Origin of the sequence: Alcaligenes sp. HNGD-HTN06 (assembly GCF_049932565.1) — a bacterium.
Classification (GTDB): domain Bacteria; phylum Pseudomonadota; class Gammaproteobacteria; order Burkholderiales; family Burkholderiaceae_B; genus Alcaligenes; species Alcaligenes ammonioxydans.
The window spans coordinates 2,086,110-2,100,481 of record NZ_CP187782.1 but is presented as its reverse complement, the minus strand read 5'-3'; the positions used below and the strand labels follow the sequence as shown (position 1 = coordinate 2,100,481).

The following is a 14,372-nucleotide window of genomic DNA, read 5'->3' as shown; positions in this document are numbered from 1 at the left end:
TGCGGCGGACGCTGCTTTTCGACAGGGTTCAGGTGATAATAACAGCATGCATGAACCTTTAAACCCCATACTTCATCGAGTGGCGGCCCTGGCCTTGGTCGCCTTGATTGTTTTGTGTCTGGCTTGGGAGCTGCATTTTGCGCCCCTGAAACCGGGCGGCTCCTGGCTGGCGCTGAAAGTCATCCCTCTGGTGTTGCCGTTGCGCAGCGTGCTCAAGGGCAATTTATATACGCTGCAATGGACGTCCATGATGATTCTTCTGTATTTCGCAGAAGGGGTCATGCGTGCCTGGTCCGATCCGGTCGCAGAGGTTTTACCCTGGGCGGTGGCAGAAATTGTCTTGTCCCTGATCTATTATTTCTGCGCCATTTTTTATCTCTGGCCTGCCAAAAAAGCGGCCAAGCAGCGCAGCAAAGCCGAAAAAGCCGAGGCTGCCAAAGCCGCCAAATCAGCCTGAGGGGGGCGTATGTCCAGTGCGTTCGATGGTCTGACCATCAGTCATCATTTTGCCGATCTGCCGTCGGCTTTCCATACGGCAGTGCCGCCGCAACCTTTGGCAAATGCCCGTTTGCTCCATGTCAATCAGGCGCTGGCGGCGCAACTGGGTCTGGATGTGTCACGCCTGGGCGAGCCAGAGTTTCTCGATGTCGTCAGTGGCCAGTCTCCCTTGCCCGGGGGGCTGACCGTATCGGCCGTCTATAGCGGGCACCAGTTCGGTGTGTGGGCAGGGCAGCTTGGTGATGGCCGGGCGCATCTGCTGGGACAGATTGATACGCCCGAAGGCCCTCAGGAGCTGCAATTGAAAGGCGCGGGCAAAACGCCATATTCCCGTATGGGTGACGGTCGTGCCGTGCTGCGCTCCAGTGTGCGTGAGTATCTGGCCAGTGAGGCGATGGCGGGTCTGGGCATTGCCACCAGTCGCGCGTTGGCGCTGGTCACTTCCGATACGCCTGTCTATCGTGAAAGCGTGGAAACGGGCGCGATTGTCACCCGCGTCGCCCCGAGTTTTGTGCGGTTTGGCTCATTTGAGCATTGGGCGAACGACGCCGAGCGCTTGCGTGAGCTGCTGGACTATGTGCTGCGCGATTTCTATCCCGAACTGCGCCAGGACGGCGATTCGGAGCAGGAGCGCGTCTGCCGCTTCTTGCAGGAGGTCACGCGCCGCAGTGCCGAGATGGTGGCGGACTGGCAAACCGTCGGCTTTTGCCACGGAGTCATGAATACCGACAATATGTCCATCCTGGGCCTGACCATTGATTACGGCCCGTACGGCTTCATGGACCGATTTCGTGTGAATCACGTCTGCAATCACAGCGACAATCAAGGCCGTTATGCCTGGAATGCGCAGCCTGCGATTGTGCATTGGAACTTGTATCGCCTGGCCAGTGCCTTGATGGTGCTGGGCCTGGATGTGGAAGTGGTGAAAGAGCGTTTACAGACGTTCGAAGCCAGTTTCCTGAATCGCTATCACGCCAACTTGCAGGCCAAGTTCGGCCTGCGTACCTGGCGGGCGGACGATGCCCAACTGGTCGATGACTGGTGGCGTTTGCTGCATAACAGCGGGGCGGATTTCACCTTGTCCTTCCGTGCTCTGGCACAAGCCAGCAAGGCCCCTGAGGCCTTTCTGAGCCTGTTTGATGGCTCAGAAGATCAGGCTCGGGCCTGGTGGCAAGCCTATAGCCAACGTCTGACTCTGGACGGCTCCGACACGCCTGAGCAGCGCGAGGCCATGAATCGCGTCAATCCCTTGTATGTCTTGCGTAACCACTTGGCCGAGCAGGCCATTCAGGCGGCTGCCAAGGACGATGCCAGCGAAATTGACACCTTGCTGATGTTGCTGCGAGATCCTTACACCGAGCGGGCCGGTTTTGAGGCCTATGCCATGCCGCCGCCTGAAGGCAGTGCGGAACTGGCCGTCAGTTGTTCTTCCTAAAAGACCGGGCGCGGTCCAGGGCATGTCCGGATTCGGGAACAATGCCATAATCGTGCCTGACTTTTAATTTTCCATTTCTTTGCGTTCACTTTCTTTATGTCCGGCAATACTCTAGGTAAAAGCTTCCGCGTCACGAATTACGGCGAATCCCATGGTCCAGCGATTGGCGCAGTGATCGATGGCTGCCCTCCGGGTCTGGAGCTGTCTGAACAGGACATTCAGTTTGAGCTGGATCGCCGTCGTCCAGGCACATCGCGCCATGTAACCCAACGCCGCGAACCTGATCAGGTGGAAATTCTGTCCGGCATTTACGAAGGCCGCACAACCGGCACGCCCATTAGTCTGCTGATTCGCAATTCCGATGCGCGCAGCAAAGATTACGGCAATCTGCTCGATACTTTCCGTCCCGGTCATGCCGATTACACCTACTGGAAAAAGTTCGACAACCGTGACCCGCGTGGAGGGGGGCGTTCTTCGGCTCGCTTGACCGCGCCTACTGTGGCTGCGGGGGCGATTGCCAAGAAATGGCTGGCCGAACACGTCGGCGTCAAGATTCGCGGCTATATGAGCCAACTGGGCCCCATCGCCATTCCGTTCAAAAGCTGGGACATGGTCGAGCAAAATCCCTTCTATGCCCCCGATCTGGATGTGGTGCCGCAGTTGGAAGCTTATATGGACGAGCTGCGCAAAGAAGGTGAGTCCATTGGGGCCCGCATTGAAGTGGTGGCCGAAGGGGTGCCTGCCGGTTGGGGAGAGCCGATTTATGACCGTCTGGACGCTGATATTGCTCACGCCATGATGGGCTTGAATGCGGTTAAAGGTGTCTCCATCGGGGCCGGATTTGATTGCATCACCCAAAAAGGTTCAGAGCATGGTGATGCGCTGTACCCGGATGGATTCAAGACAAATCAGGCCGGGGGCGTGCTGGGTGGTATTTCTTCAGGGCAGGCCATTACCGTCTCGCTGGCGATCAAGCCGACCGCCAGCATTCGTACCCTGCGCCCCTCCATTAATCGGGCCGGAGAAGCGGTCGAGGTTCAAACCCTGGGTCGTCATGATCCCTGCGTGGGTATTCGTGCCACACCGATTGCCGAGGCTTTGCTGGCCATTGTGCTGATGGATCATTGCTTGCGTCACCGCTCGCAATGCGGAGTCTGATGTAAGGGTTTGCGCCGGAGGCCGGCACGTCATTTTCTAGTCAGGTTGGTTTGCAGGAGCTGATCATGAAAGGTATTGTGAACGGAAAACGCGTCTTGGCGGTCGGTTTGATACTGGCTAGCGCGGGTTGTGCGTCGGTCCAGACCACGCAAAGCGGGGCAGTGGGGGTCGAACGCAAACAGTTCATCTCCAATCTGGTCTCTGAGGCCGAGCTGAATCAGGCTGCCGCCCAGAACTATGCGCAGGTCCTGTCGCAAGCACGCCAGCAAAAGGCGCTGGATACGGACGCTGCCCAGACTCAGCGGGTGAAAGCGATCGCTCAACGTTTGATTGGACAGGTTGGCGCGTTCCGTGCCGATGCTCCTGCCTGGAACTGGGAGGTGCATGTCATCAATGCGGACGAGGTCAATGCCTGGTGCATGCCCGGAGGCAAGATTGCGGTCTACAGTGGTTTGCTCAAGCGCATCGCCCCTAGCGACGCTGAATTGGCAGCGGTGATCGGTCATGAAATCGCGCACGCTTTGCGAGAGCACTCACGCGAGCAGGTGTCCCAGAAAATGGCGACTTCCTTGGGGCTGACAGTCTTGTCCGCCCTGACAGGGGTACAAGCGGTCAATGATCTGGGCGGCACGCTGAGTGAAGTGATGTTCGAATTGCCCAATAGTCGCACGCATGAATCCGAGGCAGACTTGATCGGTGTTGAATTGGCAGCTCGTGCAGGGTATGACCCACGGGCTGCCGTGACGCTATGGCAGAAAATGGGGTCTTTGGAGCAGAGCCGAGCCCAGCCCGAGTTCTTGTCGACTCACCCGGCGTCCTCAACTCGCATTGCAGATTTGCAGGCGATCTCGGAGCGGGTCATGCCCTTGTATCAGCAGGCGGCCAAGCCGTGACGGGGTGACCGCGTTCGGACCACAACCCAAACCGGTACCGGTTTGGGTTTTTTTATGGAACGCGGTTTACTTGCCCATGCTTGGCGTTCGCCACACCCGGGTTGCCCAGCGAGGTGGCATGCATGTCCAGACAGAAAGAGCCGTCCTTGATTGGTGAAGTGTGTCAATACACCCGCTCGACCAACACTTTGCCCAGGCTGCTTTTGTCCAGCGCCAGTTTGGTCTGAATGAGGCCTAGGGTGACAGCGTTTAGTCGGGGAGGCGAGTGGTGCTTATCACTCTTTAGCCAAGCCCTGGCTGTGAATCACGGGAGTTGACTGCGCGAAGCAGAATATGGCTTGAGTGTCTGCCTTGGATTCGGGGAAAGCGTCCTATCGTGGTAGTTCCAATACTAGGATGGTGATTGGTCTTGTCCCAGTTACTGCGCCTGTCATAATAAGTGCAAATTTTAGTGCGCCCCGTGTGCTGCGGGACGCAATCACAACTGAATCGCGAGAGTGCAATGGCAAAAACCTTATACGATAAGTTGTTCGACGAACACGTCGTACATCAGGACACGGATGGCACCTGTTTGATCTACATTGATCGCCACTTGCTGCATGAAGTGACCAGCCCGCAAGCCTTCGAGGGTCTGACTCTGGCCGGACGCAAGCCTTGGCGCGTCAGTGCCAATCTGGCGGTGGCAGATCATAACGTCCCCACCACCTCGCGTCAGAATGGCATTGAAGATCCCATTTCGCGTTTGCAGGTCGATACCCTGGACGCCAACTGCGAAGAGTTTGGCATTACCGAATTTCGCATGAATGATGTGCGTCAGGGCATTGTGCATATTGTCGGTCCTGAGCAGGGGGCTACCTTGCCCGGCATGACGGTGGTGTGTGGCGACTCTCACACCAGTACGCACGGTGCCGTGGGCGCTCTGGCCTTCGGTATTGGCACCTCTGAAGTTGAGCATACGCTGGCCACCCAGACCTTGCTGATGAAAAAAAGCAAAAGCATGCTGATTCAGGTGGATGGCAAGCTGCCCTTTGGCTGCACGGCCAAAGACCTGATCCTGTATGTCATTGGGCAGATCGGCACTGCCGGGGGAACGGGCTACGCCATTGAGTTCGGTGGCTCGGCCATTCGTGCCCTGTCCATGGAAGGACGCATGACCGTGTGCAATATGGCGATTGAGGCCGGGGCTCGTTCAGGGATGGTTGCCGTCGATGAGCAAACCATTGAGTACCTGCGTGGTCGACCTTATTCGCCCAAAGGCGCGTTGTGGGATCAGGCCGTTGCGTACTGGAAAACCTTGCATACTGACCAAGGGGCGCAGTTTGATCGCGTGGTTCAGATTGATGCCAGTCAGATTACCCCTCAGCTGACCTGGGGAACCTCGCCTGAAATGGTACTGCCCATCGACAGCCGGGTGCCGGACCCCGATAAAGAAAAAGATGAAGTCACCCGTAATGGTATGGAGCGTGCCCTGGAGTACATGGGCCTGACGCCTAATATGCCCCTGACTGATATCCGTATCGATCGCGTGTTTATCGGCTCCTGTACCAACGCCCGCATTGAAGATTTGCGCGCCGCAGCCGCCGTGGCCAAAGGGCGCAAAGTGGCTTCCAATGTGAAGCAGGCCATGATCGTCCCCGGCTCTGGCCTGGTCAAGCGTCAGGCTGAACAGGAAGGGCTGGACAAGATTTTTCTGAATGCCGGTTTTGAGTGGCGCGAACCAGGCTGCTCCATGTGTTTGGCCATGAACGCCGACCGCCTGGAGCCGGGCGAACGCTGTGCCTCAACCTCCAACCGTAACTTTGAAGGACGTCAGGGGCAGGGTGGACGAACCCATCTGGTCAGCCCGGCCATGGCCGCAGCGGCCGCCATTGCGGGCCATTTTGTCGACGTGCGTTCGTTCAACTGAGGAAATCCACACCATGCAAGCATTTACTACTCATGAAGGTCTGGTCGCTCCCTTGGATCGGGAAAACGTGGATACGGACCTGATCATCCCCAAGCAGTTCCTCAAATCCATCAAGCGCACCGGCTTTGGCCCCAATCTGTTTGATGAGCTGCGTTATCTGGACCACGGCGAGCCTGGCATGGACAATTCCCGCCGTCCGCTGAACCCGGATTTTGTGTTGAACCAGGACCGTTACCAGGGCGCCTCCGTGCTGCTGGCCCGCAAGAATTTCGGTTGTGGCTCCAGTCGCGAACATGCCCCCTGGGCCCTGATGCAATATGGCTTTCGCGCCATTATCGCGCCGTCCTTTGCCGATATTTTCTTTAACAACAGCTTCAAGAATGGGCTGTTGCCCATTGTATTGAACGAGCTGGATGTAGCCCGTCTGTTCGATGAGGTCAAAGCCTTTCCTGGCTACAAATTGCGTATTGACCTGGCTGAACAGCGCGTCATTACGCCCGAAGGTCGTGAGCTGCCGTTCACCATTGATGCATCGCGCAAGCACAGCCTCTTGAATGGACTGGATGAAATCGGCCTGACTTTGCAAAAGGCGGACATGATTCGTCAGTACGAGGCCGAGCGTTTGGCCCGTCATCCCTGGCTGGTGGGCCAGCCAGGGGCCTGATGCCAGGCGCAAGATCGTCCCGCTAGGATTTTGTTGGGATGTTCCGGCGATCGGGCCGGAACCTTTCCCTTCCACTCTCTCATTTTTACGTCCCATTGATCATGACTCATAAAATTGCAGTATTGCCCGGTGACGGCATCGGTCCCGAGATTACCGAACAGGCTCAGCGTGTGCTGGGCGCTCTGGGCCTGGATCTGGAGATGACCGTGGCCCCGGTGGGCGGCGCCGCTTACGATTTGCACGGTCACCCCCTGCCACCCGAAACCTTGAGCCTGGCTCAACGCTCCGACGCCGTGCTGTTCGGTGCCGTGGGTGACTGGAAATATGACTCGCTGGAGCGCCACCTGCGCCCCGAACAGGCCATTTTGGGCCTGCGTCGTGCTATGGGCCTGTTCGCCAATCTGCGTCCCGCCATCCTGTACCCGCAACTGGCCAACGCTTCCACCTTGAAACCAGAAGTCGTGTCGGGTCTGGATATCCTGATCGTGCGTGAACTGACGGGCGATATCTACTTCGGCCAGCCGCGTGGCGTGCGTACCGTGGAAGAGGGTAACTTCGCAGGCGAGCGTCAGGGTTTCGACACCATGCACTACGCCGAAAGCGAAGTGCGCCGTATTGCCCACGTGGGTTTCCAGGCCGCACAAAAACGGCAGAAACGTTTGTGCAGCGTGGACAAGTCCAATGTGCTGGAAACATCCCAGTTCTGGCGCGACATCATGATTGATGTGGCCCGTGAGTATCCGGACGTCGAATTGAGCCACATGTACGTGGACAACGCTGCCATGCAATTGGTGCGTGCGCCAAAAGAATTCGACGTGATTGTCACAGGCAACCTGTTTGGCGATATCCTATCGGATGAAGCCGCCATGCTTACGGGCTCGATCGGTATGTTGCCCTCGGCTTCTCTGAATGCCTCCCAGCAAGGCTTGTACGAACCCAGCCATGGCTCGGCCCCCGATATTGCCGGCCAGAACAAAGCCAATCCCCTGGCCACCATTTTGTCTGCCGCCATGTTGCTGCGCTATTCGCTCAATGCAGAAGATCAGGCCAAACGCATTGAGGCGGCGGTTGCCAGCGTGCTGGAGCAGGGCCTGCGTACCGGCGACATCTACGAAGACGGTTGTCAATTGCTGAGCACCAGCGCGATGGGGGATGCAGTGCTCAAGGCTTTGCGATAGTATCTTTTATCGTTTTATTTTTTTATATATCCAGGTGGTATTACCATGACTCAAGCGGTAGGTTTGGTCGGCTGGCGTGGGATGGTGGGCTCCGTGCTCATGCAGCGCATGCGCGACGAAGGTGATTTTTCCCTTTTTCAGCCGGTGTTTTTCTCGACTAGCAATGCTGGCGGCGCAGCTCCCTCGTGGGCTGATGGCGCTGGCCCATTGCAGGATGCTCACGATATTGACGCTTTGAAAAAGCTGCCCATTATTGTGACCGCCCAAGGTGGAGATTACACAAGCCAGATCTACCCCAAGCTGCGTGCCGCCGGCTGGAACGGTTTGTGGATTGACGCGGCCAGCACGCTGCGCATGGATGAAAACTCCGTGATCGTGCTGGACCCCATCAACCGTCCTGTTATTGACGCGGCGCTGGCCAAAGGTGGCAAGCAGTTCATTGGCGGCAACTGTACGGTCAGCTGCATGTTGATGGGCCTGGGGGGGCTGTTCAACCAGAATCTGGTTGAGTGGATGACCAGCATGACCTACCAGGCTGCCTCGGGCGGTGGCGCTCAGCACATGCGTGAGCTGCTGACGCAGTTTGGCCTGATCAACCAGTCCGTTGCCAGCTTGCTGGACGATCCTGCTTCGGCCATTCTGGATATTGATCGCGGTGTCTTGCAGACTCAGCGCGATCCCAATCTGCCTCAGAAAAACTTTGGTGTTCCACTGGGCGGCAGCCTGATTCCCTGGATCGACTCCGACCTGGGCAACGGCATGACGCGTGAAGAGTGGAAGGGCGGCGTGGAAACCAACAAGATCCTGGGCCGCGGTGCACAGGACAAGCACATTCCTATCGACGGCCTGTGTGTACGTATTGGTGCCATGCGCTGTCACAGTCAGGCACTGACCATCAAACTGACCCGTGATGTGCCCCTGGACGAGATCACGGACATCCTGGCGGAGGGCTCCAAGTGGGCCAAGGTCGTGCCCAACGAGCGTCAGGCCACGATAGAAGCGCTGACGCCGGTTGCCGTGACTGGCACGCTGGACATCCCGGTAGGTCGTCTGCGCAAGCTGAACATGGGCCCCGAGTACTTGAGCGCCTTCACGGTGGGCGACCAGTTGCTGTGGGGTGCTGCCGAGCCATTGCGCCGCATGTTGCGTATTGCCCTGGGCGAGCTCTGATCATGGCTGGCCGTCTGCATCCTGTACGTACGCTGGGTTCGGCCCTGCTTGTGGCCGGGATGCTGGCGGCCGCGCCGGTGTGCGCGCTGGAGCTCGGTCATAGTCGTCTGGTGTCCACGCCCAATCAGCTTTTCACGCTGGATGTGGGTATTCGCCAGATCAATCCCGAAGAAAGTCTGTCATTGAAAGTGGCGCCCGCACCTTTGTCGGCCTGGCAACAGGCTGGCTTGACACCGCCCGTTGACCTGGACTCTCTCAGAGCATTCATCGAGCGTGACGAGCAGGGGCAGGTGCGACGTATCCGGCTGTCCTCCGCGCAGATGTTCTCGGGTTCTGTTGCGGATGTGCTGTTGCAGATTCAAAGCGACAGCGGGCAGTTCTTGCATCAGGTCAGTGTTCTGGCTCCCGCCCCACTGACTGTCCGGCCGGTGGCCCAGGCTCAGGTGGCTCGTTCGGCCTCTGTGGCGGTGCAGGTTTCAGCTGCGTCGAACTCATCGGATACGAAAGGCGCGAATGCGGTGCGCGTCCGCTCGGGCGATACCTTGCATGCTTTGGCCCGTCACCACGCCGTGGCCGGTGTCAGCGCTTACCAGTGGATGCGGGCGGTGCAGCAGCACAACCCCGATGCCTTCATCGATCAGAACATGCATCGTCTGAAGGCCGGCAAGACTCTGCAGATTCCGGATGCGGCGGCCATGTTGGCGATAAACGATGCCCAGGCCCGCCGTTTCTACGTGGATCAGGCCCAGGCGTTGCGCTTGGCAGCGCAAGCTGGAGGCGATCAGGGCGATGCGTCCCAAGGTCGGATGCAGACCGAGAGTGGCGAGTCCGCTGCAAATGGGGCAGGTCAGGATCGTCTGCTTCTGTCGGCCGATTCTCAAGCCCGTGATGACAAGCAGCAATTGCAGCACGAATTACGTGAGACCGGGGATCGTGTTTCGCAGTTGGAAGAAAATGTCTCGACGCTGGGCCGTGCCTTGCAGTCCCAAGGCGAGGCGGCCAAAGACTTGATTCTGGACTCTGCTAACGAGCTGGGTCTGGGCCAGTCCGGCAGTGAGACGACCCACCCATCTTCTCAATCTGGCGCTTCTGGCGCCGCTTCTTCTGCCGCGGTGGCAGGAGCGATTTCCGTGCCTCCCGAGCCCGAGCAGGGCAAGATGGCCGGTGCAGTTAACAAGGCAAAAAAGACCGTGTCCTGGATACAAGAACATATGTTGGCCGTCATGGCCGTGGTACTGGCGTTGATCGTGGTCCTGGTGACCTGGGTCTTGCGCCGGGCCAATACCGAAAATCGTCATGGTGATGATTCGCCTGCGCCTGTCAGCGAGGCAATGGTTCGGGAGAAGCTGGAAAAAATCAATCTGGACCTGGATCAGCCGCCTTCGGACGAGCCTCCTGTACGTCAGTAAGGCAAAAAACCCACCATGAAACGTATTGCACTGGGTGTCTGCTATGAGGGGACGCCCTGGCTAGGCTGGCAAAGTCAGGCCGGTGGCAACACCGTTCAAGATGTTCTGGAGCAGGCACTGGGCCGTTTTACGGCCCAGCCCGTTTCTACGATCTGCGCCGGGCGCACGGATACGGGCGTTCATGCGCTCAATCAAGTGGTTCATCTGGACACGACAGTCGAGCGTAGTCTGGAGTCCTGGGTGCGCGGGCTTAACGCGTTGTTGCCGGACTCGGTAGCGGTGCAATGGGCGCGCGAAGTGCCGGAAGACTTCCATGCGCGCTTTTCCGCGCAAGGACGTCACTATATCTACCTGCTGCGCCAACACCGGGTACGCTCCCCTTTGTTGCAGGGGCGGGTTGCCTGGGTGTTTCGTCCTTTGGAGCTGTCCCTGATGCAGCAAGCTGCCCAGCACTTGGTGGGTGAGCACGACTTCAGTGCGTTTCGCTCCTCGCAGTGCCAGGCTGCCAGTCCCGTAAGGACCATGACCCAGATTCAGATTCAGCAGCAGGGTGATTTTTTTCTATTTCGCTTTAGCGCCAATGCGTTTTTGCATCACATGATCCGTAATCTGATGGGCATGCTGGTCTATATCGGACAAGGCCGCCAGCCTCCCTCCTGGGTGCTGCATCTCCTGGCCCAGCGTGATCGCCGCTTGTCGGCTCCGACTTTTGAGGCCAGTGGCCTGTATCTGGCCGGGGTGGATTATCCGGCTCACTTTGATCTCCCCACATCGGACCCCGATGACTTGCTCTATGAATTGAGCGGACTGCGTTTTGCCAAGGCAGCTGAAAATAAATGATGATCTAGCGCATTTCTAAAGGGTTTATCCCCGGTATCCGAATCGGCTTCACCTGTTTCAATCGTATAAAATGTGAAGCCATTTTCTTTCTTACATTCTTATCTGTATAAGGCCGACCACCTTCGGGCATCCGCCACAAGCGAGTCCTGAAGGCGACCATATCCTGAGCAAGGCCATGAAATTCTTTTTACGATTGTCTAGTTTGATCGACCGACTGAACACGGTCGTTGGTAAATCCGTAACCTGGCTGACCCTCATTGTGGTGTTGGTCAGTGCGATCAATGCCGTGGTGCGCAAGGTCTACGGCATTAGCTCCAACCAGTGGCTGGAATTGCAATGGTATTTGTTCGGTGCAATTTTCCTGCTGGCGGCGGGCTATACCTTCTTTGTCAATGAGCATGTACGGGTGGATGCCGTGGCAGAACGCTTCCCACCTCGTGTTCAAGTCTGGATCGACATTTTTGGCGTCATCTTTTTTCTTTTGCCCGCCACGCTGTTGATTTTCTGGCTCTCCATTCCATTTTTTGAGCAGTCTTATGTGTTGAACGAGCAGTCCTCCAATACGGGTGGGCTGGCGCGTTGGCCAGTCAAGCTCTTGATTCCGGTCGGATTCGCCTTGCTGGCACTGGCCGGTATTTCGCATCTGATCAAATGCATCGGCTTTTTGCGGGGTGCTTGTCCCAACCCCTTGCTTAAAAACGGCGGGTTAAGTGCTGAGGAAGAGCTGGCCAAGGAGATCCTGGAGATAGCCCGGGCAAATGACGCAACGATTTCTGTTTCTAAGGGCCAGTAACAATGGAATTTCTGGTTGATAATCTGGCTCCGATCATGTTTTTTAACCTGATCGTGTTTTTGCTGTTGGGTTTCCCCGTGACGTTTACCTTGTCGGCGATCGGGGTGTTGTATGGTCTGGTCGCCATTGAGCTGGACATGATGCAGCCGGCCTTGTTCCAGGCCTTGCCGCAACGGGTATTTGGAATCGTCGAGAACGACACCTTGTTGGCCGTTCCCTTCTTTACCTTGATGGGCCTGATACTGGAACGATCGGGAATGGCGGAAGATCTGCTTGATACCATCGGGCAGTTGTTCGGCCCCTTGCGCGGCGGACTGGCCATTGCGGTGGTACTGGTCGGTGCCATGCTGGCCGCCACCACAGGCGTGGTGTCGGCTTCGGTGATTTCCATGGGCTTGATTTCCTTGCCCATCATGCTGCGCTATGGCTATGACCGCAAACTTGCTACCGGCGTGATCGCTGCTTCGGGCACGCTGTCGCAGATCATTCCTCCCTCAATTGTGTTGATTATTCTGGCTGACCAGCTGGGTCGATCCATAGGCGACATGTATCGCGGTGCGATGCTGCCTGGCTTACTGCTGGTGGTGATTTATATTCTGTACATTGTGGTGATGTCGTACATCAAGCCCAAGTCGGCGCCAGCCCTGCCGCCCGAGGCCCGTGTGTACATGGAGCCTGATGGCAGTCGTGGCCTGACTTCCCTGGTAGTCCTGACGATCGTGGCGTCTGCTGTGGCCTATTTTGGTTCTCAGCACTACTTTGCCACGCATCCCAATATTCCGATGGACGAGCATATTGTTGTGCTGATGCTGCTGTGGGGCATGACGGCCTGGTTGATCGCGCTGGCCAATAAGCTGCTCAAGCTCAAGATGCTCTCCAGGATCGCCGAGCGCGTGGTCTTCGTGATGGTGCCGCCCCTGTTTCTGATCTTTCTGGTGCTGGGCACAATCTTTATTGGCGTGGCGACACCGACCGAGGGCGGGGCAATGGGGGCTGTAGGGGCCATCATCATGGCCGTATCGCGTGGGCGTTTGTCCTGGAAGCTGTTGCGTCAGGCGATGGAGTCCACCACCCGTCTGTCCTGCTTTGTGGTCTTCATTCTGGTGGGCTCTACGGTGTTCAGCCTGAGCTTTCGCGGCATCAATGGCGATTTGTGGGTGGAGCACCTGCTGATCGACATGCCTGGCGGAGAGTGGGGCTTTCTGATCATTGTCAGCATTCTGACCTTTCTGCTGGCCTTCTTTCTGGACTTTTTTGAGCTGGCCTTTATTATTGTGCCGTTGCTCGGGCCGATTGCCGACAAGATGGGGATTGACCTGATCTGGTTCGGTGTCTTGCTGGCGGTCAATATGCAGACTTCCTTCATGCACCCGCCTTTTGGCTTTGCGCTGTTTTTCCTGCGTTCGGTCGCTCCGAAAGAGGATTACACCGACAAGGTAACGGGCGAGCGGGTCAAGCGAGTGGCAACGACCGATATTTACTGGGGATCGGTGCCCTTTATTATCATCCAGTTATTGATGGTCGCCGCTGTGCTGGTCTTTCCCGGGCTGGTCACGCATTACAAAGACGGCGAAGTTCTGTTGGAGGACTCGCAGATCCAGTTTGGTACCGAGTCGACCTACGGCTCTGATAGCTATGGCTTTGGTATGGATGACGCCGCCAGCAGTTTCCAATAAAGTCGTTCCATCTTTCAAACGGGGGCATCGGGCCCCCGTTTTTTATTCGAGGATCAATGATGTACAGCCGTACCCGAGTCAAGATTTGTGGCTTTACCCGAGCGCAGGATATTGATGCTGCCGTCCAATTGGGCGCGGATGCGGTGGGGTTTGTGTTTTATCCGAAAAGTGCCCGCATGCTCAGCACCCAGCAGGCTGTCGCCTTGCGCGCCCATGTCCCGGCATTCGTGCAGGCGGTAAGTCTGTTTGTGAACGCCCCCGAAGGCTTTGTGCGGGAGATTCTGGAGCAGGTGCAACCGGACCTGCTGCAATTTCATGGGGAAGAAAGTCCGCAAGAATGCCGGCGCTATGCTCATCCGTATATCAAGGCTTTCCGTGTCGGGGCGCCCGGCCTGGACACGGTAGACAGCCTGTTTGAGCAGTGCATGAAGTATCCCGATGCGCGAGCCTGGTTGATGGACGGCTATCACGATGCTTATGGCGGCACGGGTACGGCCTTCGATCCGGCCTTGATCCAGGGCCTGCAACTGCGTCTGCGCTCCCAGGAAGGCCTGCCGCCCCTGGTTCTGGCTGGAGGCATGCGTATCGATAATGTGGCCGATCGAGTCGCATTGCATCGACCTTATGCGATTGATGTGAGCAGCGGTGTTGAGCTGGAGCCCGGCGTCAAATGCCCTGCCAAGATGGGTCAATTCATGCAGATGTTGAGCGAGGCTTCCCTGAACTAGGGAATCTTTACGCGCGATGGCTGT

13 protein-coding genes are annotated in these 14,372 nt (G+C 57.3%); all 13 read left to right on the top strand.

The genetic code is table 11. The features are described from left to right. The first annotated feature begins 46 nt into the window (after window positions 1-46). The 13 genes from ACOZ42_RS09530 (at window position 47) to ACOZ42_RS09470 (ending at window position 14,348) form a co-directional block, all read left to right on the top strand. On the top strand, window positions 47-457 hold the full coding sequence (locus ACOZ42_RS09530) for a DUF2069 domain-containing protein (RefSeq protein WP_003799572.1): 411 nt from the start codon (window positions 47-49) through the stop codon (window positions 455-457). 9 nt (window positions 458-466) lie between these two features. Further along, window positions 467-1,933: a protein adenylyltransferase SelO gene (locus tag ACOZ42_RS09525; protein WP_003799573.1), complete on the top strand. Its 1,467-nt coding sequence runs from the start codon at window positions 467-469 to the stop codon at window positions 1,931-1,933. Window positions 1,934-2,029: 96 nt separating this feature from the next. Further along, complete coding sequence (aroC, locus tag ACOZ42_RS09520; RefSeq protein WP_003799574.1) at window positions 2,030-3,091, top strand: chorismate synthase; 1,062 nt, start codon at window positions 2,030-2,032, stop codon at window positions 3,089-3,091. A gap of 65 nt (window positions 3,092-3,156) precedes the next feature. Beyond that, window positions 3,157-3,984: a M48 family metallopeptidase gene (locus ACOZ42_RS09515; protein ID WP_003799575.1), complete on the top strand. Its 828-nt coding sequence runs from the start codon at window positions 3,157-3,159 to the stop codon at window positions 3,982-3,984. 502 nt (window positions 3,985-4,486) lie between these two features. Further along, window positions 4,487-5,890, top strand: a complete 1,404-nt coding sequence (gene leuC, locus ACOZ42_RS09510) for a 3-isopropylmalate dehydratase large subunit (protein WP_003799576.1) — start codon at window positions 4,487-4,489, stop codon at window positions 5,888-5,890. Between the two features lie 13 nt (window positions 5,891-5,903). Then, window positions 5,904-6,554: a 3-isopropylmalate dehydratase small subunit gene (gene leuD, locus ACOZ42_RS09505; protein WP_003799577.1), complete on the top strand. Its 651-nt coding sequence runs from the start codon at window positions 5,904-5,906 to the stop codon at window positions 6,552-6,554. Between the two features lie 101 nt (window positions 6,555-6,655). After that, window positions 6,656-7,732: a 3-isopropylmalate dehydrogenase gene (gene leuB, locus ACOZ42_RS09500; protein ID WP_003799578.1), complete on the top strand. Its 1,077-nt coding sequence runs from the start codon at window positions 6,656-6,658 to the stop codon at window positions 7,730-7,732. A 45-nt stretch (window positions 7,733-7,777) separates the two neighbouring features. Beyond that, window positions 7,778-8,902, top strand: coding sequence for an aspartate-semialdehyde dehydrogenase (asd, locus tag ACOZ42_RS09495; RefSeq protein ID WP_003799579.1), 1,125 nt, complete (start codon window positions 7,778-7,780; stop codon window positions 8,900-8,902). A gap of 2 nt (window positions 8,903-8,904) precedes the next feature. Further along, complete coding sequence (locus ACOZ42_RS09490) at window positions 8,905-10,311, top strand: type IV pilus assembly protein FimV (RefSeq protein ID WP_426345075.1); 1,407 nt, start codon at window positions 8,905-8,907, stop codon at window positions 10,309-10,311. 15 nt (window positions 10,312-10,326) lie between these two features. Further along, window positions 10,327-11,151, top strand: a complete 825-nt coding sequence (gene truA / locus ACOZ42_RS09485) for a tRNA pseudouridine(38-40) synthase TruA (protein WP_003799582.1) — start codon at window positions 10,327-10,329, stop codon at window positions 11,149-11,151. A gap of 175 nt (window positions 11,152-11,326) precedes the next feature. Then, window positions 11,327-11,944 (top strand): TRAP transporter small permease subunit, encoded by a 618-nt coding sequence (locus ACOZ42_RS09480; protein WP_003799584.1) that lies wholly within the window; start codon window positions 11,327-11,329, stop codon window positions 11,942-11,944. A gap of 2 nt (window positions 11,945-11,946) precedes the next feature. After that, window positions 11,947-13,620 (top strand): TRAP transporter large permease, encoded by a 1,674-nt coding sequence (locus ACOZ42_RS09475; protein WP_003799586.1) that lies wholly within the window; start codon window positions 11,947-11,949, stop codon window positions 13,618-13,620. Window positions 13,621-13,679: 59 nt separating this feature from the next. Beyond that, a complete protein-coding gene (locus tag ACOZ42_RS09470; RefSeq protein ID WP_003799588.1) occupies window positions 13,680-14,348 on the top strand; it encodes a phosphoribosylanthranilate isomerase in 669 nt (222 codons plus the stop codon). Window positions 14,349-14,372: the final 24 nt, after the last annotated feature.

What these genes read in the sequence shown, in the direction of transcription:
- leuC (WP_003799576.1), top strand. Translation starts at nt 4,487, where the DNA reads ATGGCAAAAACCTTATACGATAAGTTGTTCGACGAACACGTCGTACAT.
- leuD (WP_003799577.1), top strand. Translation starts at nt 5,904, where the DNA reads ATGCAAGCATTTACTACTCATGAAGGTCTGGTCGCTCCCTTGGATCGG.
- aroC (WP_003799574.1), top strand. Translation starts at nt 2,030, where the DNA reads ATGTCCGGCAATACTCTAGGTAAAAGCTTCCGCGTCACGAATTACGGC.
- truA (WP_003799582.1), top strand. Translation starts at nt 10,327, where the DNA reads ATGAAACGTATTGCACTGGGTGTCTGCTATGAGGGGACGCCCTGGCTA.
- ACOZ42_RS09475 (WP_003799586.1), top strand. Translation starts at nt 11,947, where the DNA reads ATGGAATTTCTGGTTGATAATCTGGCTCCGATCATGTTTTTTAACCTG.
- asd (WP_003799579.1), top strand. Translation starts at nt 7,778, where the DNA reads ATGACTCAAGCGGTAGGTTTGGTCGGCTGGCGTGGGATGGTGGGCTCC.
- ACOZ42_RS09530 (WP_003799572.1), top strand. Translation starts at nt 47, where the DNA reads ATGCATGAACCTTTAAACCCCATACTTCATCGAGTGGCGGCCCTGGCC.
- ACOZ42_RS09525 (WP_003799573.1), top strand. Translation starts at nt 467, where the DNA reads ATGTCCAGTGCGTTCGATGGTCTGACCATCAGTCATCATTTTGCCGAT.
- leuB (WP_003799578.1), top strand. Translation starts at nt 6,656, where the DNA reads ATGACTCATAAAATTGCAGTATTGCCCGGTGACGGCATCGGTCCCGAG.
- ACOZ42_RS09470 (WP_003799588.1), top strand. Translation starts at nt 13,680, where the DNA reads ATGTACAGCCGTACCCGAGTCAAGATTTGTGGCTTTACCCGAGCGCAG.
- ACOZ42_RS09490 (WP_426345075.1), top strand. Translation starts at nt 8,905, where the DNA reads ATGGCTGGCCGTCTGCATCCTGTACGTACGCTGGGTTCGGCCCTGCTT.
- ACOZ42_RS09515 (WP_003799575.1), top strand. Translation starts at nt 3,157, where the DNA reads ATGAAAGGTATTGTGAACGGAAAACGCGTCTTGGCGGTCGGTTTGATA.
- ACOZ42_RS09480 (WP_003799584.1), top strand. Translation starts at nt 11,327, where the DNA reads ATGAAATTCTTTTTACGATTGTCTAGTTTGATCGACCGACTGAACACG.